The sequence below is a fragment of the Curtobacterium sp. MCPF17_003 genome (assembly GCF_003224385.1).
In the GTDB taxonomy this organism is placed as follows: domain Bacteria; phylum Actinomycetota; class Actinomycetes; order Actinomycetales; family Microbacteriaceae; genus Curtobacterium; species Curtobacterium flaccumfaciens.
The window spans coordinates 437,540-458,844 of the sequence record NZ_QKLC01000001.1; the positions used below are offsets into that span (position 1 = coordinate 437,540).

24 protein-coding genes and 1 pseudogene are annotated in these 21,305 nt (G+C 70.6%); 13 read left to right on the top strand and 12 right to left on the bottom strand.

The genetic code is table 11. The features are described from left to right. Window positions 1-65: 65 nt before the first annotated feature. The 3 genes from DEJ30_RS02055 to DEJ30_RS02065 are packed head-to-tail and all read right to left on the bottom strand — an operon-like array spanning window position 66 to window position 1,835. Window positions 66-797 (bottom strand): SOS response-associated peptidase, encoded by a 732-nt coding sequence (locus tag DEJ30_RS02055; protein WP_110858819.1) that lies wholly within the window; start codon window positions 795-797, stop codon window positions 66-68. Window positions 798-843: 46 nt separating this feature from the next. Continuing rightward, entirely contained in the window at window positions 844-1,146 is a 303-nt protein-coding gene (locus DEJ30_RS02060) for a hypothetical protein (protein WP_146238473.1), read from the bottom strand. A 2-nt stretch (window positions 1,147-1,148) separates the two neighbouring features. Next, entirely contained in the window at window positions 1,149-1,835 is a 687-nt protein-coding gene (locus DEJ30_RS02065; protein WP_110858821.1) for a hypothetical protein, read from the bottom strand. Between the two features lie 129 nt (window positions 1,836-1,964). On the opposite strand from DEJ30_RS02065, the gene DEJ30_RS02070 reads away from it, so the two are divergent. From DEJ30_RS02070 to DEJ30_RS02085, 5 genes are all read left to right on the top strand, one after another. Beyond that, window positions 1,965-2,390: an organic hydroperoxide resistance protein gene (locus DEJ30_RS02070; protein ID WP_027465016.1), complete on the top strand. Its 426-nt coding sequence runs from the start codon at window positions 1,965-1,967 to the stop codon at window positions 2,388-2,390. Window positions 2,391-2,400: 10 nt separating this feature from the next. Next, window positions 2,401-2,787 carry a YchJ family protein gene (locus DEJ30_RS02075; RefSeq protein WP_027465017.1) on the top strand — a complete coding sequence of 129 codons (387 nt, stop codon included), beginning with the start codon at window positions 2,401-2,403 and terminating at the stop codon, window positions 2,785-2,787. A 165-nt stretch (window positions 2,788-2,952) separates the two neighbouring features. After that, window positions 2,953-3,834, top strand: coding sequence for a DMT family transporter (locus tag DEJ30_RS02080; RefSeq protein WP_110858822.1), 882 nt, complete (start codon window positions 2,953-2,955; stop codon window positions 3,832-3,834). A 47-nt stretch (window positions 3,835-3,881) separates the two neighbouring features. Then, window positions 3,882-4,157: a hypothetical protein gene (locus DEJ30_RS17735; protein ID WP_146238474.1), complete on the top strand. Its 276-nt coding sequence runs from the start codon at window positions 3,882-3,884 to the stop codon at window positions 4,155-4,157. A 22-nt stretch (window positions 4,158-4,179) separates the two neighbouring features. Further along, window positions 4,180-4,803 (top strand): ABC transporter ATP-binding protein, encoded by a 624-nt coding sequence (locus DEJ30_RS02085; RefSeq protein WP_181419955.1) that lies wholly within the window; start codon window positions 4,180-4,182, stop codon window positions 4,801-4,803. 25 nt (window positions 4,804-4,828) lie between these two features. Here the strand turns inward: DEJ30_RS02085 and DEJ30_RS02090 are convergent, their stop codons facing one another. Further along, window positions 4,829-5,692 carry a shikimate dehydrogenase gene (locus DEJ30_RS02090; RefSeq protein WP_181419956.1) on the bottom strand — a complete coding sequence of 288 codons (864 nt, stop codon included), beginning with the start codon at window positions 5,690-5,692 and terminating at the stop codon, window positions 4,829-4,831. 58 nt (window positions 5,693-5,750) lie between these two features. On the opposite strand from DEJ30_RS02090, the gene DEJ30_RS02095 reads away from it, so the two are divergent. Next, window positions 5,751-6,758, top strand: a complete 1,008-nt coding sequence (locus tag DEJ30_RS02095) for an iron-siderophore ABC transporter substrate-binding protein (protein WP_258369772.1) — start codon at window positions 5,751-5,753, stop codon at window positions 6,756-6,758. 105 nt (window positions 6,759-6,863) lie between these two features. Here the strand turns inward: DEJ30_RS02095 and DEJ30_RS02100 are convergent, their stop codons facing one another. Then, a complete protein-coding gene (locus DEJ30_RS02100) occupies window positions 6,864-7,268 on the bottom strand; it encodes a DUF1304 domain-containing protein (protein WP_110858826.1) in 405 nt (134 codons plus the stop codon). A gap of 60 nt (window positions 7,269-7,328) precedes the next feature. Between DEJ30_RS02100 and DEJ30_RS02105 the strand changes: the two genes are divergently transcribed. The 3 genes from DEJ30_RS02105 to DEJ30_RS02115 are packed head-to-tail and all read left to right on the top strand — an operon-like array spanning window position 7,329 to window position 9,168. Then, complete coding sequence (locus DEJ30_RS02105) at window positions 7,329-7,652, top strand: chorismate mutase (protein WP_110858827.1); 324 nt, start codon at window positions 7,329-7,331, stop codon at window positions 7,650-7,652. Next, window positions 7,649-8,737 (top strand): beta-propeller fold lactonase family protein, encoded by a 1,089-nt coding sequence (locus tag DEJ30_RS02110; RefSeq protein WP_110858828.1) that lies wholly within the window; start codon window positions 7,649-7,651, stop codon window positions 8,735-8,737. The genes DEJ30_RS02105 and DEJ30_RS02110 overlap by 4 nt, the downstream gene beginning before the upstream one ends. A 2-nt stretch (window positions 8,738-8,739) precedes the next feature. After that, a complete protein-coding gene (locus DEJ30_RS02115) occupies window positions 8,740-9,168 on the top strand; it encodes a GNAT family N-acetyltransferase (protein ID WP_110858829.1) in 429 nt (142 codons plus the stop codon). Between the two features lie 21 nt (window positions 9,169-9,189). Here DEJ30_RS02115 and DEJ30_RS02120 read toward each other — a convergent pair whose 3' ends face one another. Genes DEJ30_RS02120 through purS form a run of 4 tightly spaced genes read right to left on the bottom strand, consistent with a single transcriptional unit; the run spans window position 9,190 to window position 13,475 of the window. Next, a complete protein-coding gene (locus DEJ30_RS02120; protein ID WP_110858830.1) occupies window positions 9,190-10,110 on the bottom strand; it encodes a 2-hydroxyacid dehydrogenase in 921 nt (306 codons plus the stop codon). Between the two features lie 13 nt (window positions 10,111-10,123). Next, entirely contained in the window at window positions 10,124-12,505 is a 2,382-nt protein-coding gene (gene purL, locus DEJ30_RS02125) for a phosphoribosylformylglycinamidine synthase subunit PurL (RefSeq protein WP_258369774.1), read from the bottom strand. Window positions 12,506-12,522: 17 nt separating this feature from the next. Then, the gene (gene purQ, locus DEJ30_RS02130; protein WP_110858942.1) at window positions 12,523-13,218 is read right to left on the bottom strand and encodes a phosphoribosylformylglycinamidine synthase subunit PurQ; all 696 of its coding nucleotides are present in this window, start codon (window positions 13,216-13,218) and stop codon (window positions 12,523-12,525) included. 5 nt (window positions 13,219-13,223) lie between these two features. Next, the gene (gene purS / locus DEJ30_RS02135) at window positions 13,224-13,475 is read right to left on the bottom strand and encodes a phosphoribosylformylglycinamidine synthase subunit PurS (protein WP_017886272.1); all 252 of its coding nucleotides are present in this window, start codon (window positions 13,473-13,475) and stop codon (window positions 13,224-13,226) included. Between the two features lie 178 nt (window positions 13,476-13,653). On the opposite strand from purS, the gene DEJ30_RS02140 reads away from it, so the two are divergent. Both DEJ30_RS02140 and DEJ30_RS02145 read left to right on the top strand, forming a co-directional pair. Next, a complete protein-coding gene (locus tag DEJ30_RS02140; RefSeq protein WP_051596619.1) occupies window positions 13,654-14,262 on the top strand; it encodes a PadR family transcriptional regulator in 609 nt (202 codons plus the stop codon). Continuing rightward, a complete protein-coding gene (locus tag DEJ30_RS02145; protein WP_027465025.1) occupies window positions 14,259-15,803 on the top strand; it encodes a DHA2 family efflux MFS transporter permease subunit in 1,545 nt (514 codons plus the stop codon). The genes DEJ30_RS02140 and DEJ30_RS02145 overlap by 4 nt, the downstream gene beginning before the upstream one ends. 111 nt (window positions 15,804-15,914) lie before the next feature. On the opposite strand, the gene DEJ30_RS02150 is transcribed toward DEJ30_RS02145, so the two are convergent. Further along, complete coding sequence (locus DEJ30_RS02150; protein WP_110858833.1) at window positions 15,915-16,736, bottom strand: cytochrome c oxidase assembly protein; 822 nt, start codon at window positions 16,734-16,736, stop codon at window positions 15,915-15,917. A 166-nt stretch (window positions 16,737-16,902) separates the two neighbouring features. Then, the gene (locus tag DEJ30_RS02155; RefSeq protein ID WP_110858834.1) at window positions 16,903-18,216 is read right to left on the bottom strand and encodes an acyltransferase; all 1,314 of its coding nucleotides are present in this window, start codon (window positions 18,214-18,216) and stop codon (window positions 16,903-16,905) included. 169 nt (window positions 18,217-18,385) lie between these two features. Between DEJ30_RS02155 and DEJ30_RS02160 the strand changes: the two are divergent. Both DEJ30_RS02160 and DEJ30_RS02165 read left to right on the top strand, forming a co-directional pair. Then, window positions 18,386-18,805 (top strand): annotated as a pseudogene (locus DEJ30_RS02160) (Fur family transcriptional regulator); the annotation flags it as partial. A 195-nt stretch (window positions 18,806-19,000) separates the two neighbouring features. Further along, the gene (locus DEJ30_RS02165; RefSeq protein ID WP_110858835.1) at window positions 19,001-20,518 is read left to right on the top strand and encodes a catalase; all 1,518 of its coding nucleotides are present in this window, start codon (window positions 19,001-19,003) and stop codon (window positions 20,516-20,518) included. Window positions 20,519-20,655: 137 nt separating this feature from the next. On the opposite strand, the gene DEJ30_RS02170 is transcribed toward DEJ30_RS02165, so the two are convergent. Next, window positions 20,656-21,222, bottom strand: a complete 567-nt coding sequence (locus DEJ30_RS02170) for a GNAT family N-acetyltransferase (RefSeq protein WP_181419957.1) — start codon at window positions 21,220-21,222, stop codon at window positions 20,656-20,658. Window positions 21,223-21,305 lie beyond the last annotated feature (83 nt).

The window sequence follows — 21,305 nt, forward strand, 5'->3', positions numbered from 1 at the left end:
CGGATCACCGCAGCAGACCCGCTGCGGTGATCCGGGCCTCCTGTCCGCGCGCGGGGCGCGACCGCCTACGCGACGGGCGCGATGAGCTGCGGTCCGTCGTTCCGCACGCTGTTCACCGAGCGGGAGACCTCGTACTGCGCAAGGCCCGCCGCCACCGTCAGCGACTCGTGGTCGAGCAGGGCCAGCAGATCGTCGGAGTGCAGGTCGCCGCCGAGCCAGTCGTCGTAGCCGTCGGGCGTCAGGAAAGCCGGCATGCGGTCGTGGACCTCGCCCGGGGCGACGTGGGCGTCACGGGTGATGATCGCGAGCGACAGCCGCCACTTGTCCGGGTCGCCCTCGGGCTTCGTGGGATCGGGCCAGGCACTGACGACGCCGGCCATCGCCAGGGCGCCGCCGGGTTCGTGCACGAAGTGGGGCTCCTTGCCGTCTTCGCGCACCACCCACTCGTAGTACCCCTGCGCCGGCACGATGCAGCGGTTCGTGGCGAAGGCCCGCTTGAACATGCCGCTCGTCGCGACCGTCTCGATGCGGGCGTTGATCGGCTTCGGGCGCTGCTTCTGGAAGTCCTTCGCCCAGCTCGGCACGAAGCCCCAGCTGATCTGCGGCAGCTCGCGTTCGCCGTGCCGCTGGCGGACGGCGTACACGGGGTCGGTCGGTGCGACGTTCCAGCTCGGGGCGAGGCCGGGGTGCACCTCGCCGGTGTCCTCGTCGACGTGCTCGGTCCGGGCGGCGAGCTCGCCCATGAGCTCGGGCAACAAATCGGCCGTGGTGTCGGAGACGACGAACCTTCCACACATGCGCCCAGTGTGCCCGTCGCCGCCGACAGTGGTGCGCGTCACGGTGTCAGGAAGTGGGGCGTGCGGGCGTCTCCGGTGCGGGGTCGAGGGACTCGGCGGCCAGGCGGGCTCGTTCGGAGCGGCCGAGTTTGACGACGTACTCCGACAGCCCGAGCGCCAGCAGCACCATCGCGGCCACGCTGCGGACCGGGGCTGCCCCCGTCCAGTCGAGCCGGGCCTCCAGGACGGCCATGCCGACCAGCGCGACGACCGCCGCGAACCCGGACCACCGGGCAGCGCGACGGACGCGTGCCGGACCCAGCACGTCCGTGACGCGCCGACGGAAGACCTGCCACCCGAGCGTGAACACGGTCACTCCTCCGGCAGGGCGAGCTTGCTACCGCTCCGCGCGCCGGGACGGCCGCGAGGTGGTACGGGCGGGGGGACCGGTGGGAGCGCTTCGGCCTCCACGCGGAGCTGCTCCTGACGGCCGAGGGTGCGCAGTCCTCCGATCGCGGTGACGGCGCCGCTCAGGGGCACGACGAACCAGAAGGCGGACAGCCCGACGAGTCCGTCGCCGGCCGGCACGGTGGCGACGTTGACCACCACGGTGGCGACGAGTGCCAGGGCCCAGCCGCCGAGCAGCAGGAAGCCACGGAACGCTCCACGGACGATCAGGTCGCGGGTCTCGGGCATGCGGTCGAGGACAGCGTCACGGTGCTTCGGGTCGACCGGAGGTGCGTTGCGGCGGTAGTACCGGGCGACGGCCTCCTGCGTGCGCCATCCGATGCCGGGGATCGGTGCGACCGCCCACCCCTTCGGGCCGATGGGGACGAAGCACGAACCGATCCCGCCGACGCCGGCCGCGAACAGTGCCGATGCGACCAGCCACACCGCGAGGGGGACCGAACCGTCGTCCACGAGCAGCGCGAGGCACTGCAGCCCGATGAACGCGACCAGCGCGACGACGCCGGCGACGATCACGACGCGACGGCGGTACTGCGGCCCGATGAGTGCGGGAGCCCGCTCCCGGAACACCTGCCACCCGGTCTTGAACACGCGTCATGTCTACCCGGTGGGGGTGCGGGGTGCCCGGACACGCCCGAACACTTCCGCTCGGCGCCGCCGCACCCGCGACGTGGTGCTGCCGCTCAGGGTTCGTCCAGGTGGGCACGGTGACCTCGGAGCATGAGTCTCGACATCGTTTACACCGCGGCCGCCCACGCCACCGGAGGCGGCCGCGACGGACACGTCCGCAGCGAGGACGACCGGCTCGACCTCGACACCCGCCCGCCCAAGGAGATGGGCGGCAGCGGCGAGGGCACGAACCCCGAGCAGCTCTTCGCCGCCGGGTACGCCGCGTGCTTCCTCGGTGCCCTGCACGCCGCCGGCAAGGAGCTCGAGGTCGACACCACCGGCGCCGAGGTCTCCGCCGAGGTCGGCATCGGCGGCACCGGCAACGGCGCCTTCGGTCTCGCGGTCGAGCTCGACGTCTACGCCCCGAACGCCCCGCAGGAGCAGCGCCAGCGCCTGGCCGAGCGTGCACACGAGATCTGCCCGTACTCGAACGCCACCCGCGGCAACATCACCGTCACGCTGTCCATCGTCGACTAGCGTTCGGCCGGTGGTCACCGACACGACGCGCTGCCCCTGCCTGAGCGGCAACCCCTACGGGGAGTGCTGCGGCCCCCTGCACGCCGGGGCCGTGGCGCCGACCGCGGAACGGCTCATGCGCTCCCGCTTCAGCGCCTTCGCGCTGGGCCTGCCGGAGTACCTGCTGCTCACCTGGCACCCGCGCACCCGCCCGGCGGGTCTCGAGTTGGACCCGACCCAGCGCTGGACCCGGTTGGACGTGCTGGCGACCACCTCGGGAGGCCCGTTCGACTCCCACGGCACCGTCACGTTCCGCGCGTGGTGGCGTTCCGACGACGAGCGCGGCACGCTCGAGGAGACGAGCGACTTCGTCCGCGAGCAGGGACGATGGTTCTACGTGGACGGCGTGGTCGCCTGACCGTCAACGCCAGGCCCCTCAGACTCATCGGCAGCTGACTTTCTGTATCGCATACGACCGGTAGAGTTTCAGCGCTAGCGCCCACAAGTAACGCGTTGGTGAAGGGGCGGCTGACTTGGTGCTTCACCGACCGCTCCCGGATCCGCCGATCGAGTCTGGCCTCTGATGAGCGCGAGCGCGCTCGCTGGGCTGATGATCCCGGTGGCCCTGATCAGTGCGGTGTTCCTGTCGCTCGGGGCGCAGTTCCAGAGCCGCGGGGTGCAGCGGGTCGAGGCGCGTCTCGGGCGGCAGTCGAAGGGGCTGAGCGTCCGGCACGTGGTCGGGCTCGTCTCGAGCGGTTACTGGGTGCTCGGCACACTCATGCTCGGCATCGCGGTGGTCCTGCAGCTGGTCAGCATCACGTTCGCGCCCCTGATCGTCGTGCAGCCGCTGGGTGCCGTGGCGTTGGTCATTGCGACGTGGTTCTCGTCGCGGTCGTCGGGTGTGCCGCTCGGTCGTCGTGCGCGGCGGGCCGTGTGGACGTGCATCATCGGTGTCGGCATCTTCGTCGGGATCGCGGCGTTCGTCGGGCACGAGAGCGCGATCACCCGCCAGCAGCTCGTCACCGTGCTGGTGATCCTGGCCGTCGTGCTGGTGCTCGTGCTGGTGTCGTTCCGCCTGGTGGCCAAGCGTCGCAGCGCGCTGTACTACATCGTCGGGGCCGGGGTGCTCTACGGGTTCGTGGCGACACTGGCCAAGGTCGTGCTGAACCGGTTCGTGAACGGCACCTTCGACTGGCTGACCGTGCTCGCGATCGCCGGCGTGGTCGTGGCGGCGTCGCTCGGCGGGTACTTCGTGCAGAACGCGTACTCGAGCGGTTCTGCCGACCTCGTGATCGCGGGGCTGACGGTGATCGATCCGATCGTCGCGGTCGGCATCGGCGTCATCGTGCTCGGCGAGGCCTCGGGGGCGCCGTTGTTCGCGGTGGCTGGGTTCGTGGTCGCCGCGGGCATCGCCATCACCGGGGTGTTCCTGCTCGCCAAGCACCACCCGCAGACCCGGGCCTGACGCCGCCCGACACGGGGCCGGAGCGCGATGGCCGTCCACTCGGCAGGGTGCCCGATGCAGCTTCTCTTGGGGGTGCGCTTACCCGGAGGCTAGAGGACTTCCATTTCAATGTAAAAGCTAATATTCTGCCGAGCATTGCCATCGGGTTCAGTGCTGGCGTCCTGCTCTGGATCACGGCACAAGCGGGGCTGCAGGCAACGGACGTCACCAACGCTACTTTCATCGGTGGCCCGATCTTCGTGACTGCTGTCACCGCCGGGGTCGCGTTGGTCGGTTTCACGAGGCGTTTCTCGAGGAAGCAAGTGAGGGCATATGCCTACTGAGACGCAAGAAGGTCTGGGCGTAATGCTCCGCGACCTCACCCACCTTGTGGCGGGGCGGTCGCTGATCCGGGACCTGCACGCGAACGCCGATGCCAGAGCTCTCACCGCCGTCGTCGGTCCGTCGGGATCGGGCAAGTCGACTCTCCTCCGTGTCGTCGGTGGACTCGAGCGCCCAACTCGGGGGCTTGTGCAGGTGGGGGACTTGACCGTCAACGCTCTTGGGGCCGGGGCCCAGCGAAAGTACCTACGGGAGCAGGTGGGATTCGTGTTTCAAGATGCAGGACCCGTCGAGCATTGGAGTGCGCGCAAGAACATCTCGATCGCGTTGAAGGCTCTCCCCTCCTCTCCGGCGAGTGACCAGCTCGGAATCGAGGATGCGGCCGACGCCGTTGGCATCGACGGAGTCCTCGATGCGCCCGCATATTCTCTGAGCGGCGGGGAGAGGATTCGTGTGGCGTTCGCTCGTCTGCTCGTGCGTAAGCCTGCACTCGTGCTCGCGGATGAGCCAACGGCTGCCTTGGATGCCGAGAACGCGAACGAAATTCACGTTCTCTTGCGCTCCCTCGCCGATGCGGGCTCCACCGTCCTGACCGCTACGCACGATCGCGACCTGATCGAACGGTGTGACGCGACTATCGGTCTTTGACGACTCGCGGTCCGCGAGGGGTCGCCTAACCGATGACGGCGGGTAGGTCGACCGCGGTGCGCATGGCCCGGCGGACGCCGGCCTCGTCGGGGAGCAGTTCGTCCTCGTCACCGGTCAGGAAGAACCGGATCTGCCCGATCGCCTGCTCGGTGAGCATGTCGAGGCCGTTCAGCACGCGGCCCCCGGCATCGGTCCAGCGGCTGGCGACCACGGTGGGCCACGGTTCGTAGGCGACGTCGAACAGGACGGCGTCCGGCCCCGACGGACGGAACTCGAGCGGGTCGGCGGCACCGCCAGGCAGCGTCGAGAGGACGAACCCGTGGTGCGTGCCGGCGAGCTCGGTCAGGGGGTGCACCTCGAGCGTGACCCCGAGCCGGACGGCCAGGTCGACCAGCGCGCGCGTCTTCGCGGTGTCACGGACGAACACCCGGACGAGCGACGCCCCGAGCCGCACGGCAGCCGTCAGGGCGCTCGCTGCAGTGGCTCCGCCGCCCAGGATGGTGGCCTCGCCGGGCAGGTGTCCGAGCGCCTCGACCGGGCGGACGAGCCCCTGCACGTCGGTGTTGGCGCCGGCTCGGACGAGCGTGGAACCCTCGAGGCGGAACGCGACCGTGTTGGCGACCCCGAGTTCGTCGACGAGCGGGGTGGTGCGGTCGAGCAGCGGCAGGACCTCGCGCTTGAGCGGCATCGTGAGACTCAGCCCACGCCATTCCGGACCCAGCCCCGCGACGAACGCGGCGAGGCCGCCGGACGCGACCTCGTGCCTCCCGTAGGTGAAGGGCAGGTCGAGCGCATCGTAGGCCGCTGCGTGGAGCGTGGGCGAGAGCGAGTGCGCGATGGGGGAGCCGAGCACCGCGAGGTGCGTGCGGCCTGGATCGGTGAACGCCACGGTCACCCAGCCTAGCCAGCCGTGTTCCTGAGTGCCCCGTTAGGTTAGGCTACCCTTCGTGAACCGTTTCCCCTTGCGTCTCCGACGCGTGCTCGCCGCAGCCGGCGCCGTCGTCGCAGCGTCCCTCGTCCTCGCCGGCTGCGCGTCCGGCTCCGGCTCCTCGACCGACTCGGCGTCGTCGGGGTCGTCCGACGCCGCGTTCCCGGTCTCGATCACGACCGGCCTCGGCACCACCACCATCGAGTCGGCACCGAAGCGCGTCGTCGCGCTCGGGTGGGGCGACGCCGAGACGGCTCTCGAGCTCGGTGTCCAGCCGGTCGGGGCGAGCGACTGGCTCGCCTTCGGCGGCGACGGTGTCGGTCCGTGGCTCAAGGGTGCGTACGACGAGTCACCGAAGATCATCCAGACGCTCGAGCCGAGCTACGAGGACATCCTCAAGCTCAACCCCGACGTCATCCTCGACGTGAAGTCCTCGGGTGACAAGGAGCGGTACGACAAGCTGTCGGCGATCGCGCCGACCGTCGCGATCCCGAAGGGCGGCGAGAACTACCTCGCCTCGACCGAGCAGCAGACGACCATGATCGCGAAGGCGCTCGGCAAGGAGTCCGAGGGCAAGAAGCTGCTCTCCGGCCTCGACGACGCCTACGCCGCAGCACGCAAGGCGCACCCGGACTTCGACGGCAAGACGGCTGTCGTCGGTGCCTACAGCTCCGAGGGCTTCGGGGCGTACGCCTCCACCGACAGCCGTTCGACCTTCATGCGGAACCTGGGCTTCGAGATCCCGAAGGCCATCGACGAGCAGGCCGGCAAGGAGTTCTCCGTGCACCTGTCCGACGAGAACCTCGACCTGCTCGACGCCGACCTGACGCTGATCCTGCCGATCTACGTCGACGCGTCAGAGGCCTCGTCGAACAAGCTGTTCCAGAAGGTGCCGTCGGTCGAGGCCGGGCACTCGATCGTCTTCGACGACAAGGACGTATCGTCCGCGTTCTCGATGGGCACGACGGCCGCGATCGAGTGGGCGCTCGACAAGCTGCCGGCGCAGTTCGAGGACAAGCTCGGCTAGAGCGGGTCTCGAGCTTCACGACCTTCACGACCTTCACGCGAAAGCGACAGGGTGCCGCCGATGTTCGGTGGCACCCTGTCGCTTTCGCAGTTCGGGGGCGTCCGACTAAACGCCGACGGTGGAGCCGAGCAGCGCGAAGAGCAGCGCGATCAGGGGGAGCGTGCCCTGCTTGAAGGCGGAGTTGACGTACTTGCGACCCGTGCCGAGCAGGATCACCGCGGCACCGAGCATGCTCGCGGTCGAGAACACCACGAGGGTCCAGCCGCTCACGGTGTTGCCGGCCAGCACGAGCACGACGCCGAGGATCGCCCCGATCGCCAGGAACAGGTTGTAGAAGCCCTGGTTGAAGGCGAGCGAACGGGTCGCCACGGCTTCGGTCTCGGAAGCGATGCCGAAGATCCGGCGTGCCTGCGGACTGGTCCAGATGATCGATTCGAGGAAGAAGATGTACACGTGGACGAGGCCCGCGAGGACCGCACAGACACCCGAGATCACCAGCAGGACCGACATGTGCACATTCTCGCAGCAGCGGACCGGGTTCCGCTGCACGTCCGCCAGTAGGCTCGGACCATGAACGACGACGTCACCCCGCCCGAGGCCGACGCGAGCGCCGTCGCCGAACTGCGGAGCATCCGGCAGAGCATCGACAACATCGACGCCGCCGTGATCCACATGCTCGCGGAGCGCTTCAAGTACACGCAGCGCGTGGGGCACCTGAAGGCCGAGTCGGGCATGCCGGCCGCCGATCCGGATCGCGAACGGGTCCAGGTCGCACGGCTCCGGTCGCTCGCCGCCGACTCCCACCTCGACCCCGCCTTCGCCGAGAAGTTCCTCAACTTCATCGTCGCCGAGGTCATCCACCACCACGAGCGCATCGCGGGCCGCGACGAATGAGCGCCGAGCTGCCGTCGCTGCTCATCGGGTCGTACACGGCGACCGGCGCGGGGAACGCCACGGGCATCTCGCTGGTCGACGCCGGGCCGGCCGGAGCCGTTCCGGCACCCCGGACCGTCGCAGTGCTCGACGACCCCTCGTTCCTGGCGGTCTCGGCTGACCGGGTCTACGCGGTCTCCGAGACGAACGACGGCGCCGTGTCGGCCTTCCGGCTGCAGGGCGGCGCGCTCGAGCACCTGTGGGATGCCCCCGCCGGCGGAGACGCCCCGTGCCACGTGCGGGTCGACCCCTCGGGCGCGCTGGTGGTCACGAACTACGTCTCCGGCACGGTCGCGGCGATCTCCCTCGCCCCGGCCGAGTCGCACGCCGCCTCGGTGACCGCCAGTGACGGCGTCGTGCTGCACGGGGACGCCACCCAGCGCTCCGTGCCGGCCGAGGCCGTCGCGGTCGCCGCGCTGCCCGACGCCACGGGTCCTGACGACGACCGCCAGGACGGCCCGCACGCCCACCAGTCGATCGCCACCCCGGACGGCACGGTGCTCGTCGCCGACCTCGGCGGCGATGCCCTGCACGAGTTCCGCGTCACGGTGTCGGCCCACGGGGTCCCCGACATCGAGGCGCTCCGCGTGCACCACGTGACACCCGGCGCCGGCCCCAGGCACATGGCCTGGATCGACGGTGACCTGCTCGTCGCCGGTGAACTCGACGGGCGTGTGCACCGCCTGCGCCGCGACGACTCCGGGTCGTTCGTGACGATCGCTGCCGTGCCGACGTTCGACGGTGCCGTGGGGGAGTCGCTGCTCAGCCACATCGAGGTCGACGACGCCGGCCGCGCGTACGTGGCGGTGCGCGGGCGTGACCTGCTCGTGGTGCTCGACGCGCGTGACGGCGGGCTCGCCGTCGTCGGGTCGGTGCCCTGCGGTGGTGTCTGGCCCCGGCACTTCGCGCGGGTGCCCGGGTTCGTCCTGGTGGCGAACCAGATGTCCGATGCCGTCGCCGTGCTGCCGCTCGACGCCGAGGGCATGCCCGGCGAAGCCGTCGCGCAGATCCCGGTCGGCACCCCGACCTGCGTCGTCCCGCTCTGACCGTGACCTCCGCGAAGGCACAGCCCGAGTACCGCATCGTCGTCGGTCCGCCGCCGCTCGAGGACTACCTGCGGCTGCGTCGGGACTCCGGTCTGTCCCCGAAGGACCCCGCCCAGGGTGCCGGAGCGATCGCCGGCAGCTGGTCGGCGTGCCACGTGGTCGACGAGCACGGTACGCCCGTCGCGATGGGGCGCACGATCGGCGACGGCGGGTGGTACTTCCACATCGCCGACATCGCCACCGATCCCGCGCACCAGCGGCGGGGCCTCGGCCGTCGGGTCGTCGAGTGGCTGCTGGCGGACGTCCGCGACCGTGCACCTGCGGGCGCGTACGTCACGCTCGTCGGAGACCCGCCGGGGCAGCGGCTCTACCGGTCCCTCGGGTTCGACGACGTCGCACCGAGCCTGGGGATGGCGCTGCGACTCGAGTGACGCCGCGGTTCCGCTCGCGCGCTAGAACTCGATCAGGTTCTCGAACGGGCGACCCTCGGCCAGCGCGGCGACCTGCTTGCGCATCAGCTCGATCGACCGCGGCACGCTCAGGTCGGTGTTGCCGCCGACGTGCGGGGTCAGCACGGTGTTCGGTGTCGTCCAGAGCGGGTGTCCGGCGGGCAGGGGTTCGGGGTCGGTGACGTCGAGGGCCGCGAACAGCCGCTCCGACCGCAGCTCGGCGACCAGGGCGTCGGTGTCGACGACCTTGCCGCGCGCCACGTTCACCACCAGGGCGCCGTCCGGCAGCGCCGCGAGCAGCTCCGCGTCGACCAGGCGTTCGGTCTCGGCGGTGAGCGGCGCGATGAGCACGAGCACGTCGGTCGTCGGGGCGAGCTCGGGCAGCTCACCGAACGCGTGCACGTGCCGGCCGTCCTGCTCGCGAGCGGTCCGGGCGACCACGGTCACCTCGGTGCGGAACGCCTCGAACCGGGTGGCGATCGCGGACCCGATCGCCCCGTAGCCGACGACGGTCACCCGCCGGTCGGCGAGCGATCGGGTCTCGCGGGAGTCCCAGACGCCGTTGGCACGGTCGACCTGGAACGCCGAGATCTCACGGAGCGACGTCAGCGCGAGGCCGACCGCGAGCTCGGCGGTCTCGTCGTCGTGGATGCCGCGACCGTTCGCCAGCTGCGCGTGCCCGGGCACGTGCGGGATGGCGTGCTCGTACCCGGCGCTCGGCAGCTGCAGCAGCTGGAGCTCGGGCAGGTCGTGCACGAACTGCCAGCGGTGCCGCCCCTCGAAGTAGAACGGCAGGAGCGTGATCGCGACGTCGTCCGGGCGACCGTACGGCGACTCGACGTCCCAGACGTCCAGCTCGATACCGTCCGGCACGGGGCCGAACCGGTCGACGAGCTCGGCGAAGGGCAGGGTGACGATCGGCATCCGCGACCCGGGCCTAGGCGTCGGTGCGCGGCGAGAAGGCACCGTCGGAGTCGAGCGGCCCGCGGCCGACGTACCCCTCGGTGACGTCCTCGACGATCACGTCGCCGAAACGGGCCGGCAGCGTCGCGGCGTGGGTGCCGCGCAGCTCGTCGACCGTGGCCTCGAACGCGCCCTGGACCTCGAGCGTGCTCGACGTCGCGTCGGTCACGCCGATGCGCAGCACCGGGAAGCCCCGGCCGTCGCACATGCCCTGGAACCGCACGTCGTCCTCGCGGCGGACGGTCACGATGACGCGACCGGTCGACTCGGAGAACAGCGCCGTCGCGGTGTCGATGCCGTCGCGGGTCTCGAGCTCGTCGAGGACCACGCGGGCGCCGATGCCGAAGCGGAGCACGGACTCGGCGAGCGACTGGCCGAGGCCGCCGTCCGCCAGGTCGTGCGCGCTGGTGAGCAGCTGCTCGCCGGACGCCGCGTACAGCAGCTCCGCGAGGGCCTTCTCGCGCTCGAGGTCGACCGCCGGCGGACGCCCGCCCAGGTGCCCGTGCACGGTGCCGGCCCACGCTGAGCCGTCGAGCTCGAGGCTCGTGGTGCCGAGCAGGTAGATGTTGTGGCCGTCGTCCTGCCACCCCGACGGCACGCGCTTGGCGACGTCGTCGATGATCCCGAGCACACCGACGACGGGCGTCGGGTGGATGGGGGTCGAGCCGGTTTGGTTGTAGAACGACACGTTGCCGCCGGTGACCGGGATGCCGAGCTCCATGCAGCCGTCGGCCAGGCCCTCGACCGCCTCGGAGAACTGCCACATGACCTCGGGGTTCTCGGGGGAGCCGAAGTTCAGGCAGTCGGTGACGGCGGCGGGGACGGCACCGGTGACGGCGACGTTGCGGTACGCCTCGGCCAGGGCCAGGCGTGCACCCTGCTTCGGGTCGAGCTGGCAGTAGCGGCCGTTCGCGTCGGTGGCGATGGCGACACCGAGCCCCGTTTCCTCGTCGACGCGGATCATGCCGCCGTCGTCGGGGAAGGACAGCGCGGTGTTGCCGAGCACGTAGGTGTCGTACTGGTTCGTGACCCAGTTCTTCGACGCCAGGTTCGGCGAACCGAGCAGGCTGAGGAACTGTGCCTTCAGCGCGGGGCCGTCGGCCGGTCGGTCGAGCGAGGCGGCGGTGTCGGCCTGCAGCGCGTCGATCCAGGTCGGGTAGGCGACCGGGCGGTCGTAGACCGGGCCGTCGACGGCGACGGTGCGCGGGTCGACGTTCACGATCTCCTGGCCCTGCCAGTCGATGACGAGTCGGCCCGTGCCGGTGACCTCGCCCAGCACGCTGGTCTCGACCTCCCACTTGCCGACGACGCTCAGGAACTCGTCGAGCTTGTCGGGGCGGACGACCGCCATCATGCGCTCCTGGCTCTCCGACATCAGGATCTCTTCGGCGGTGAGCGTGGGGTCGCGGAGCAGGACGTCGTCGAGCGAGATGTGCATGCCGCCGTCACCGTTGCTCGCGAGCTCCGAGGTGGCGCAGGAGATACCCGCGGCGCCGAGGTCCTGGATGCCCTCGACCAGGTCCTTCTGGAACAGCTCGAGGCAGCACTCGATCAGGACCTTCTCGGCGAAGGGGTCGCCGACCTGCACGGCGGGACGCTTGGTCGGGCCGCCCTCGGTGAAGGTGTCGGACGCCAGGATCGACGCGCCGCCGATGCCGTCGCCACCGGTGCGGGCACCGAACAGGACGACCTTGTTGCCGGCGCCGGACGCGTTCGCCAGGTGCAGGTCCTCGTGGCGGAGCACGCCGACCGCGAGGGCGTTGACCAGCGGGTTGCCCTGGTACACCGGGTCGAAGTAGGTCTCGCCGCCGATGTTCGGCAGGCCGAGGCAGTTGCCGTAGAACGAGATGCCACCGACGACGCCGTGCACGACGCGTGCGGTGTCCTCGTGGTCGATCGCGCCGAAGCGGAGCTGGTCCATCACGGCGACGGGCCGGGCGCCCATCGAGATGATGTCGCGGACGATGCCGCCGACACCGGTGGCCGCGCCCTGGTACGGCTCGACGTAGGACGGGTGGTTGTGCGACTCGACCTTGAAGGTCACCGCCCAACCGTTGCCGACGTCGATGACACCGGCGTTCTCGCCCATGCCGACCATCAGGTTCTTCGTCATCTCCGGCGTGACCTTCTTGCCGAACTGACGGAGGTAGTTCTTCGAGGACTTGTAGGAGCAGTGCTCGCTCCACATCACCGAGTACATCGCCAGCTCGCCCGAGGTGGGGCGGCGGCCGAGGATCTCCTTGATGCGGGCGTACTCGTCCGGCTTCAGGCCCAGCGCGTCGTACGGCTGCTCCTTGTCGGGGGTGGCTGCCGCGTCCTGCACGGTGTCGGGCTTCGGGCGAACGGGTGTCGTCACGGTGTCGTTGTTCCCTGTCACTTGACGAGCGCGTGCTCGATCACGGAGGTGAAGAAGGTCAGGCCGTCGGTGCCCGAGGCCATCGCAGCGGGGGTGTCCGGGCCGAAGCCGGCCTCGGTCGCGTGCTCCGGGTGCGGCATCAGGCCGACGACGTTGCCGCGCTCGTTCGAGACGCCGGCGATGTCGTCGATGGAGCCGTTCGGGTTCACGCCGACGTAGCGGAACACGACCTGGCCGTTGTCCTCGATGCGCTTGATGGTGTCGGCGTCCGCGACGAAGCGGCCGTCGGCGTTCTTCAGCGGGATGGTGATCTCCTGCTGGGCGCTGAACCCGGAGGTCCAGGCGGTCGAGGTGGTCTCGACGCGGAGCTTCTGGTCGCGACGGATGAACTGCTGGTGCGCGTTGCGGGTGTGCGCGCCGGGGACCAGACGGGCCTCGGCCAGCATCTGGAAACCGTTGCAGATGCCGAGCACGGGCATGCCCTTGCCGGCGGCGTCGATGACCTCGGCCATGATCGGCGCCTTCGCGGCGATCGCGCCGGCACGCAGGTAGTCGCCGTACGAGAACCCACCGGGCAGCACGATGGCGTCGACGCCCTGCAGGTCGTGGTCGCCGTGCCACAGGGCGACGGGGTCGGCGCCGGCGAGACGGACGGCGCGCTGGGCGTCGCGGTCGTCGAGCGAGCCGGGGAACGTGATGACGCCGATGCGCATCCGGGTCACTGGCCTTCGACGGTCACGGACACGACGTCCTCGATGACCGCGTTCGAGAAGACGTCGGCCGCGATGTCGCGGACCTCGGCGAGCTTGGCGTCGTCGACGGGGCCGTCGACGGTCACCTCGAAGCGCTTGCCGATGCGGACGTTGGTCAGGTCGGCCTTGCCGAGGCGGGCCAGGGCGTTGCCCACGGCCTTCCCCTGGGGGTCGAGGATCTCGGCCTTGGGCATGACCTCGACGACGATCGTTGGCACGTGTTCTCTCCAGCACTTCAGGGGTGGGGGGACGCGACCAGTCTACGGGGCGCGCGCGACACGCCGGGACGTCCCCGGGCCTCCAGGCGGGCCCTTGCTGTGCGTTTGCTCACGTCTGTTCCAACGCGTATATTCCACGTCGAATAGTCAACAACGAACAAGCGGACTGGAGGCACGTGTGCCGTCGCTCACGCCACTCGCGTTCGCCGCGCTCGGGCTCCTGGCCGAGGGGCCGACGCATCCCTACGAGATGTTCCAGACGATGACGCACCGCCGGGACGGCCGGAACGTCAAGGTCCGGCCCGGCACCCTGTACCACCAGGTCGGCCGCCTGGTGGAGCTCGGCCTCGCCGAGGTCGTCGGGACCGACCGGGCGGGCAACCGTCCGGAACGCACCACCTACGCCATCACGGACGACGGGTGGACGGCCCTGCACGACGGGCTCGTCCGGCTGATCGCCGAACCGGCCGAGGAGTACCCCGTCTTCCACCTGGCCGTCGCCGAGATCGAGAACCTGTCGGTCGACGAGGCCGAGTCCGCGCTCCGGGCACGGGCCGTCGCACTCCGGGCCCAGCGCGACGAGGCGGACGAGATCCTCGGGGTCGTCCGTGCGAAGGACCTGCCCGAGCGGTACTGGCTCGACGTGTCGTACGTGCGTGCCATGCTCACGACGCAGATCGAGTGGCTCGCCGCCACGGCCGACCGGATCGCCGCCGGCCACATCTCCTGGGACGCCTCCGTCGCGTCCGCAGACACCACCACGAACAGCAAGGAAACCACTCGATGACCACCGTCACGCCTCCGCGGACGACCGAGAAGAAGCCGTGGCCTGCCCTGTGGGCACTCGTCGTCGGGTTCTTCATGATCCTCGTCGACTCGACCATCGTGTCGGTCGCCACCCCCACCATCGCCCAGAAGCTCGACGCGGACATCAACTCCGTGATCTGGGTGACGAGCGCCTACCTGCTCGCCTACGCCGTGCCGCTGCTCATCACCGGCCGGCTCGGCGACCGCTTCGGCCCGAAGGTCATGTACCAGATCGGCCTCGTGGTCTTCACGCTCGCCAGCCTGTGGTGCGGCCTGGCCGGCTCGATCGAGGTGCTGATCGTCGCCCGCGTCGTGCAGGGCCTCGGCGCCGCGATGATGAGCCCGCAGACCATGTCGGTCATCACGCGCATCTTCCCGCCGCAGAACCGCGGCGCGGCCATGGGCCTCTGGGGCGCCGTCGCCGGTGTCGCGTCGCTCGTCGGCCCGATCGTGGGCGGCCTGCTCGTCGACGGCTTCGGCTGGGAGTGGATCTTCTTCGTGAACGTCCCCGTCGGTGTCGTGGCGTTCGTGCTCGCACAGCGCTTCGTGCCGTCGTTCGAGCGTCACGGACACCGCTTCGACTACCTCGGCATCTTCCTGTCGGCAGCGGGCCTGTTCCTGCTCGTCTTCGGCATCCAGGAAGGCGAGACCTACGACTGGGGCGTCATCGCCGGCCCGATCTCGGTGTGGTCGCTCATCATCGTCGGCCTCGTGGTGCTCGCCGGCTTCGTCGTCTGGCAGGGCGTGCAGAAGGGTGAGCCGCTGCTGCCGCTCGGCCTGTTCAAGGACCGCAACTTCACGCTGGCCAACGTCGCCATCACCGCCGTCGGTGTCGCGATCGCCTCGTTCGCGCTGCCGATCATGCTGTGGGCCCAGGACGTCCTGCGCTTCTCGCCGACCCAGGCCGCACTGCTCCTCGTGCCGCAGGCCGTGCTGTCCGCCGCACTCGCGCCGATCGTCGGCAAGAACCTGAACCGCTGGAACCCGCGCTGGGTCGCCTCGTTCGGGCTCGCCTGCTTCTCCGTCGGCCTGTTCTGGTTCGGCGCCCTGCTGTCGAGCGGTGCCGAGTGGGGCTGGGTGCTCCTGCCGAGCGCGCTCCTCGGCCTCGCCAACGCCTGCATGTGGGGACCGCTGTCCGTCTCGGCGACGCGCAACCTGCCGCCGAAGCTGGCCGGTGCCGGCTCGGGTGTCTACAACACCACGCGCCAGATCGGTGCGGTGCTCGGTTCCGCCGGCATCGCCGCCCTGATGGAGGCCCGGATCACCGCGAACTTCCCGGCGTCGTCCGGTGGGGCCACGGCCGGTGGCGCGGAGCAGCAGGTCGGCGCACTGCCGGGCTTCCTGCTCGAGCCGTTCTCCAAGGCCATGGGTGAGTCGCTCTACCTGCCGGCGATCGTGCTCATCGTGGCCATCGTCGCGGCGCTGTTCCTGGCGAAGCCGAAGCAGACCGTCGCCTGGCAGCAGACCGGATCGGTGACCACGCAGCCCGACGCCGAGCCCGCGGGGGCCCCGTCGAAGTAGGGCACGAGCGTACTTCGTGAGCAGGAATGGTCGGGTCGCCTTCGGGCACCCGGCCATTGCTGCTCACGAAGCGAAGCGAAGCCGGGCGTCGCGTGGCGTCGCGCCGACCGCTCATCCGCGGCGCTGCAGGTGCGCCCGGGTGAGCTCGTCCACCTGCTCGTCGGTCAGGGCGTCGACGGCCCGGGCCTCGCGGCGGTCGGTCCGCTGCCACCGGATGAACAGGGCGACGAGCACGGGGATGTCCGCCACCTCGGCGATGAACCACAGCAGGTCGCCCGCCAGGTGCTGGTCCTGCAGCGGTGACGGGTACCAGGCCCGACCCACCACCGGCACGAGGGACCCGTCGAGCACGTGGTTCGTGATCCGCAGCACGATGCCGGGCACCGCGTCGACGACGAGCTCGACGAACGCCAGCAGGAACTCGGCCGTGGCGAACGTCGACGAGACGAGCACACCGACCTCGGACAGCGGCGCGAGCAGCCCGAACCCGAGCGCCGGCACGGCCACGGTGATGACGGCGGCCCATGCGGGGGACTCCCGGATCACCGCCGAGAACGGGGTGAGCAGGACGGCGAACAGCGCGAGCGCGACCAGCGGGGCGACGATCGCGTTGCCGAGCAGGCGCACCGGACGTGACCGCATGACCGCGTCGGCGACCTGCGCCAGGCGAGCCGGGCCTCCGATCCGGAGCAGTGCGACCGGCGCACCGAGCGCGGCGAAGGTGGGGACCGCGAAGAACAGCAGGGCGGCCCGCAGGACGAAGGCCCAGCGCAACCGCTCGTCGTCGACGCCGACGATGCCGAACTGCAGGACGCCGAACAGCACGAGCGCCGTGGCGAAGGCGAGCGTGCGCCACCACGGCCATCGGGCACCCCGTCGCGCCGCGCCGACGACCCACCGGCCGTAGGCGACCGCGGCGACGACGAGGAGCACCGCCGCCAGGGGATCGAACCGCCAGGTGCTCCAGAACTCGGGTGTCGACGGCGTGGGGAGCCTCCTGGGGATCAGGCGGACTCGTCCTTCGCGCCGCCGGAACCATCCTCCGTCCGCCCGACGTCCGCCGGGGGTCCGTCGTGGCCCCGCGACGGTGAGAACCGGTTCAGATCCGGGCGACCCCGCGTGCCGGGACGGTCCGCGACAGCAGCCAGACGCCCGCCGGCACGGCCACGGCACCGACGAGCGCGACGCCGAACGACAGGTGCAGCTGCATCACGAGGAACGCCGGGCCGATCGTGCAGAGGGCGGCGAACGCGACGACCGGCCACGACGGGCGGTCGGCCGACGGCAGCAGCCGGGGGAGCGGCCGGTCGAACCAGCGCAGAGCCCTGGCCACCCCGATCGCGACGGCGAGCACCACCACGAGTGCGACGATGCGCGACGCCCACCACGGACCGGAGCCCGGCGCCGGGAACGGCACCCCGACGAGCAGGGCGATGCCGTTCAGCGCGATGAACAGCGGCAGGTGCCACAGGTAGATGGTCATGCCGTCGCGGCCGAGGACGAACACGGCCCCGAGTGCGGCCCGCGTGCGCATCAGCCTGGTGAGCGGAGCGTGCACGAGCTGGACCAGGCAGGCCTGCGCGATCGCGAGGAACGCCAGCGGGAGCATCGGCGGGTTGAGGTCCTGCAGCATGTCCGGTGCCCAGAGCCCGACCGAGGTCATCGGCACGAGCACGGCGTACGCGGCGACGGCGATGCTGAGCAGGAGCACCTTCGACCGGCGCGCGAACCAGCCGTCGGCCCAGAGGAAGCCGAGCTGCTGCGCAAAGAGCCACACCGGCCCGAGGTTGAGCAGCCCGACCTCGGCGACACCGGTGGACAGGCGGACGGCGTCGACCGCCCCGGCGAGCACGAGCAGCACGGCGAGGGTGGCCCAGGGTGCTCGCTCGTGCAGGCGCATCATCACGGGGACGCAGCACTGGGTGATGCCGTAGGCAGCCAGGAACCAGAGCGGCGAACCGATGCCGAACGCGACCTCGGCCAGGAGCTCCGGCGGCGTGCCAGCGGCCGTGGCGACCCCGAGCCCGAGCGCGAGGAACACGAACAGCGGCACCGCGGGCCGGAACAGCCGCACCAGGCGGGTGGCCAGGTAGTCGCGGGCGGGACTCGGCGCGCCACGGGCGACGGTGCTGCGCCAGCCGACGGCGCTCGCGAACCCGCCGACCACGAAGAACAGCGGCATCACCTGCCCGACCCAGGTGGCGGCGACGTACCAGGGGAGTTCCTGCAGCGGGCTCGTGACCCGCACCCCCTGGTCATCGGCCGCGACGCCGACCATCGTGACGTGCACGATGACGACGAGGACGACGCAGGCCGTCCGGATGAGGTCGACGACCAGGTCCCGCTTCGCGATGATCCCCCGGACGTCCGCGGTGCTGTTCGCCTGTTCAGGCAGACCCTGGCTCGTGGACATGTCCGGACGTTAGCGTGCGGAACGGTCGGTCCAGTGTCGTCCCAGCTGATCGCGACCGGATCGTGACACTTCGTATTCCGGTGGCGGCATGCGTCCCCTCGCTGGTCGGCAGCAGAAGCTCGTGTACAGTGAACGCGTTGTCTTGATTCCTGCAAAAGAAAGGCTCAGCATGGACGCCGACGCCGATCTGCTCCGTTCTTCGGGGCTCCGGGTCACGACCCCACGACTCGCGGTGCTCCGCGCGACGGACTCGATGCCGCACGCCACCGCGGACGACATCGTCACCGCGCTCGCCGTGGAGCTGCCGACCACCAGTCACCAGGCCGTCTACGGCGTGCTGAACGCCCTGACCGGCGTCGGGCTCGTCCGCCGCATCGAACCGGCCGGCAGCCCTGCGCGCTACGAGCGCCGCACCGGTGACAACCACCACCACATCGTCTGCACCCTGTGCGGCGCGATCGAGGACGTCGACTGCGCGGTCGGCCACTCGCCCTGCCTGACGCCGTCCGAGACCCACGGCTTCGCGGTCACCACCGCCGAGGTCACCTACTGGGGCATCTGCGAGCGCTGCGCGGCGGCAGAGCGCGACGACGCAGAGCGCGACGACGCGGCGCGCGACGACGCGGAGCGCGACCACCTGGACGCGCCCGACGCGAGCGCGCAGGCGCCCGACGCCCCCACGCCCGCCTGACGGCGATCGCCCTCCGCACCGGCGCCACGACGCGCCGGACCCTGACCACCCGAGCACCCCTGACCGAACCAACGTCCCACCCCAGGAGGAACCGTGTCCGACCAGAACACGCCGACCGGCACCCCGACCACCACGACCAACAGCGGCGCACCCGTCTCGAGCGACGAGCACTCGATGGGTGTGGGGGCCGACGGCCCCCTCGCGCTGCACGACCACTACCTGGTCGAGAAGCTCGCCCAGTTCAACCGCGAGCGTGTCCCGGAGCGGGTCGTGCACGCCAAGGGTGGCGGCGCCTTCGGTACCTTCACCGTCACGCAGGACGTCTCGCGCTTCACCCGCGCCGCGTTCCTGCAGCCCGGTCAGACCACCGAGATGCTCGCCCGGTTCTCGAGCGTCGCCGGTGAGCAGGGTTCCCCCGACACGTGGCGCGACCCCCGCGGCTTCGCGCTGAAGTTCTACACCGAAGAGGGCAACTACGACCTCGTCGGCAACAACACCCCGGTGTTCTTCATCCGCGACGGCATCAAGTTCCCCGACTTCATCCGCTCGCAGAAGCGCCTGCCCGGTTCGCACCTGCGCGACCACGACATGCAGTGGGACTTCTGGACCCTGTCGCCCGAGTCGGCGCACCAGGTCACGTGGCTGATGGGCGACCGCGGCCTGCCGGCGAGCTGGCGCGAGATGGACGGCTTCGGCTCGCACACCTACCAGTGGATCAACGCCTCGGGCGAGCGCTTCTGGGTGAAGTACCACTTCATCACCGAGCAGGGCCACAAGACCCTGACGCAGCAGGACGCGGACCGCATCGCTGGCGAGGACGCGGACTTCCACATCCGTGACCTGCACGCCGCGATCGAGCGTCAGGACTTCCCGCGTTGGACCCTCAAGGTGCAGGTCATGCCCTACGAGGACGCCGCGACCTACCGCTTCAACCCGTTCGACCTGACGAAGGTGTGGCCGCACGCGGACTACCCGCTCATCGAGGTCGGCACGATGGAGCTCAACCGCAACCCGGAGAACTACTTCGCGCAGATCGAGCAGGCGACCTTCGCCCCCTCGAACTTTGTGCCCGGCATCGCTGCGAGCCCGGACAAGATGCTCCTGGCGCGCATCTTCAGCTACGCGGACGCACATCGCTACCGCGTCGGCACGAACCACGCCCAGCTGCCGGTGAACGCCCCGAAGAACGAGGTCCACTCGTACTCGAAGGACGGCGGCATGCGCTTCGACTTCCAGAAGTCCGAGGTGCCGGTGTACGCGCCGAACTCGCTCGGTGGTGCGCACGCCGACCCGAACGCGACCGACGACGCCCCGGGCTGGGAGTCCGACGGTGCGCTGCAGCGTTCCGCCGCGACCCTGCACCCGGAGGACGACGACTTCGGCCAGGCCGGCACGCTCGTCCGTGAGGTCCTGGACGACGCCGCCCGTGAGCGCCTGGTCGGCAACATCGCCGGCCACGTCTCGAAGGTGACGCGCGACGACCTGCGCGAGCGTGTGTTCGCCTACTGGACGAACGTCGACGCCGACCTGGGTGCGCGCGTGCGCGCCGCGGTCGCGCCGAGCGCGCCGGGCTCCAACGAGGACCCGGAGAAGGTCGCGGTCGAGGCGTAAGCCCCGCTGGACGACCAACGGACGGGAGGCCCGGTACCAGCTGGTACCGGGCCTCCCGTCCGTCGGTCGTTGCGTCTAGACCTGCTGGCCGTTCAGCCAGATCGGGCCGGTGCGTCGGGGGTGCCCAGTCCTCGTGCTCAGACCTGCTGGCCGTTCAGCCAGATCGGGCCAGCGGGCCAGTCCTCGAGCTGCGCTGCCACCGGCAGCGCCATCCAGCCGCCCTGCTCGGTGTTGCTGACGCCCGCGCCCTCGGCGGTGAACGCCGAGAAGGTGCCGACGGCCTCGGGGAACTCGTGCCAGCCGAGCTTCGCGTAGAAGCGGATGCGGTCCTCGCCCGCGCCGAGGAACCCGAAGGGGACGCGGAGTCCCTCGAGGACCGCCGCGGTGCGGCTCATCAGCTCGCGGCCGACGCCGGTGCCCTGCAGGCGGGGCGCGACGGCGACCAGGCCCGTGTCGCCGACCAGGACGTCCTGCCCGCCGACGGAGATGTACATGCGGCGGATGCCGACGTGGGCCAGGACGACCCCGTCGGCGTCGTGCGCGAGCACCCGGCGTTCCGGCTGCATGCCGGACCAGCTGCGGCCGCCCACGTACCAGTGCGACCAGTCGGGGAAGGCCTGCCCGAGCAGCGCTGCGATCGCTTCGTGGTCGGGGAGCGACAGCGTGCTCTCCTCGACCACCTCCCACCGGATGTCGTCAGTCACGGGTCCATCCTGCACGGATGTGGTGGTGGTCGTTGCGTTCTCGTATGAACCGGTAATACGTTAACGGTGACATCTGGGTGATG

Bases quoted from the DNA above. Each gene is read 5' to 3' on its own strand.
- DEJ30_RS02055 (WP_110858819.1), bottom strand. From the start codon at position 797: ATGTGTGGAAGGTTCGTCGTCTCCGACACCACGGCCGATTTGTTGCCC.
- DEJ30_RS02070 (WP_027465016.1), top strand. From the start codon at position 1,965: ATGAGTCTCGACATCGTTTACACCGCGGCCGCCCACGCCACCGGAGGC.
- DEJ30_RS02080 (WP_110858822.1), top strand. From the start codon at position 2,953: ATGAGCGCGAGCGCGCTCGCTGGGCTGATGATCCCGGTGGCCCTGATC.
- DEJ30_RS02085 (WP_181419955.1), top strand. From the start codon at position 4,180: ATGCTCCGCGACCTCACCCACCTTGTGGCGGGGCGGTCGCTGATCCGG.
- DEJ30_RS02100 (WP_110858826.1), bottom strand. From the start codon at position 7,268: ATGTCGGTCCTGCTGGTGATCTCGGGTGTCTGTGCGGTCCTCGCGGGC.
- DEJ30_RS02105 (WP_110858827.1), top strand. From the start codon at position 7,329: ATGAACGACGACGTCACCCCGCCCGAGGCCGACGCGAGCGCCGTCGCC.
- DEJ30_RS02110 (WP_110858828.1), top strand. From the start codon at position 7,649: ATGAGCGCCGAGCTGCCGTCGCTGCTCATCGGGTCGTACACGGCGACC.
- DEJ30_RS02120 (WP_110858830.1), bottom strand. From the start codon at position 10,110: ATGCCGATCGTCACCCTGCCCTTCGCCGAGCTCGTCGACCGGTTCGGC.
- purQ (WP_110858942.1), bottom strand. From the start codon at position 13,218: ATGCGCATCGGCGTCATCACGTTCCCCGGCTCGCTCGACGACCGCGAC.
- DEJ30_RS02145 (WP_027465025.1), top strand. From the start codon at position 14,259: ATGACCACCGTCACGCCTCCGCGGACGACCGAGAAGAAGCCGTGGCCT.
- DEJ30_RS02155 (WP_110858834.1), bottom strand. From the start codon at position 18,216: ATGTCCACGAGCCAGGGTCTGCCTGAACAGGCGAACAGCACCGCGGAC.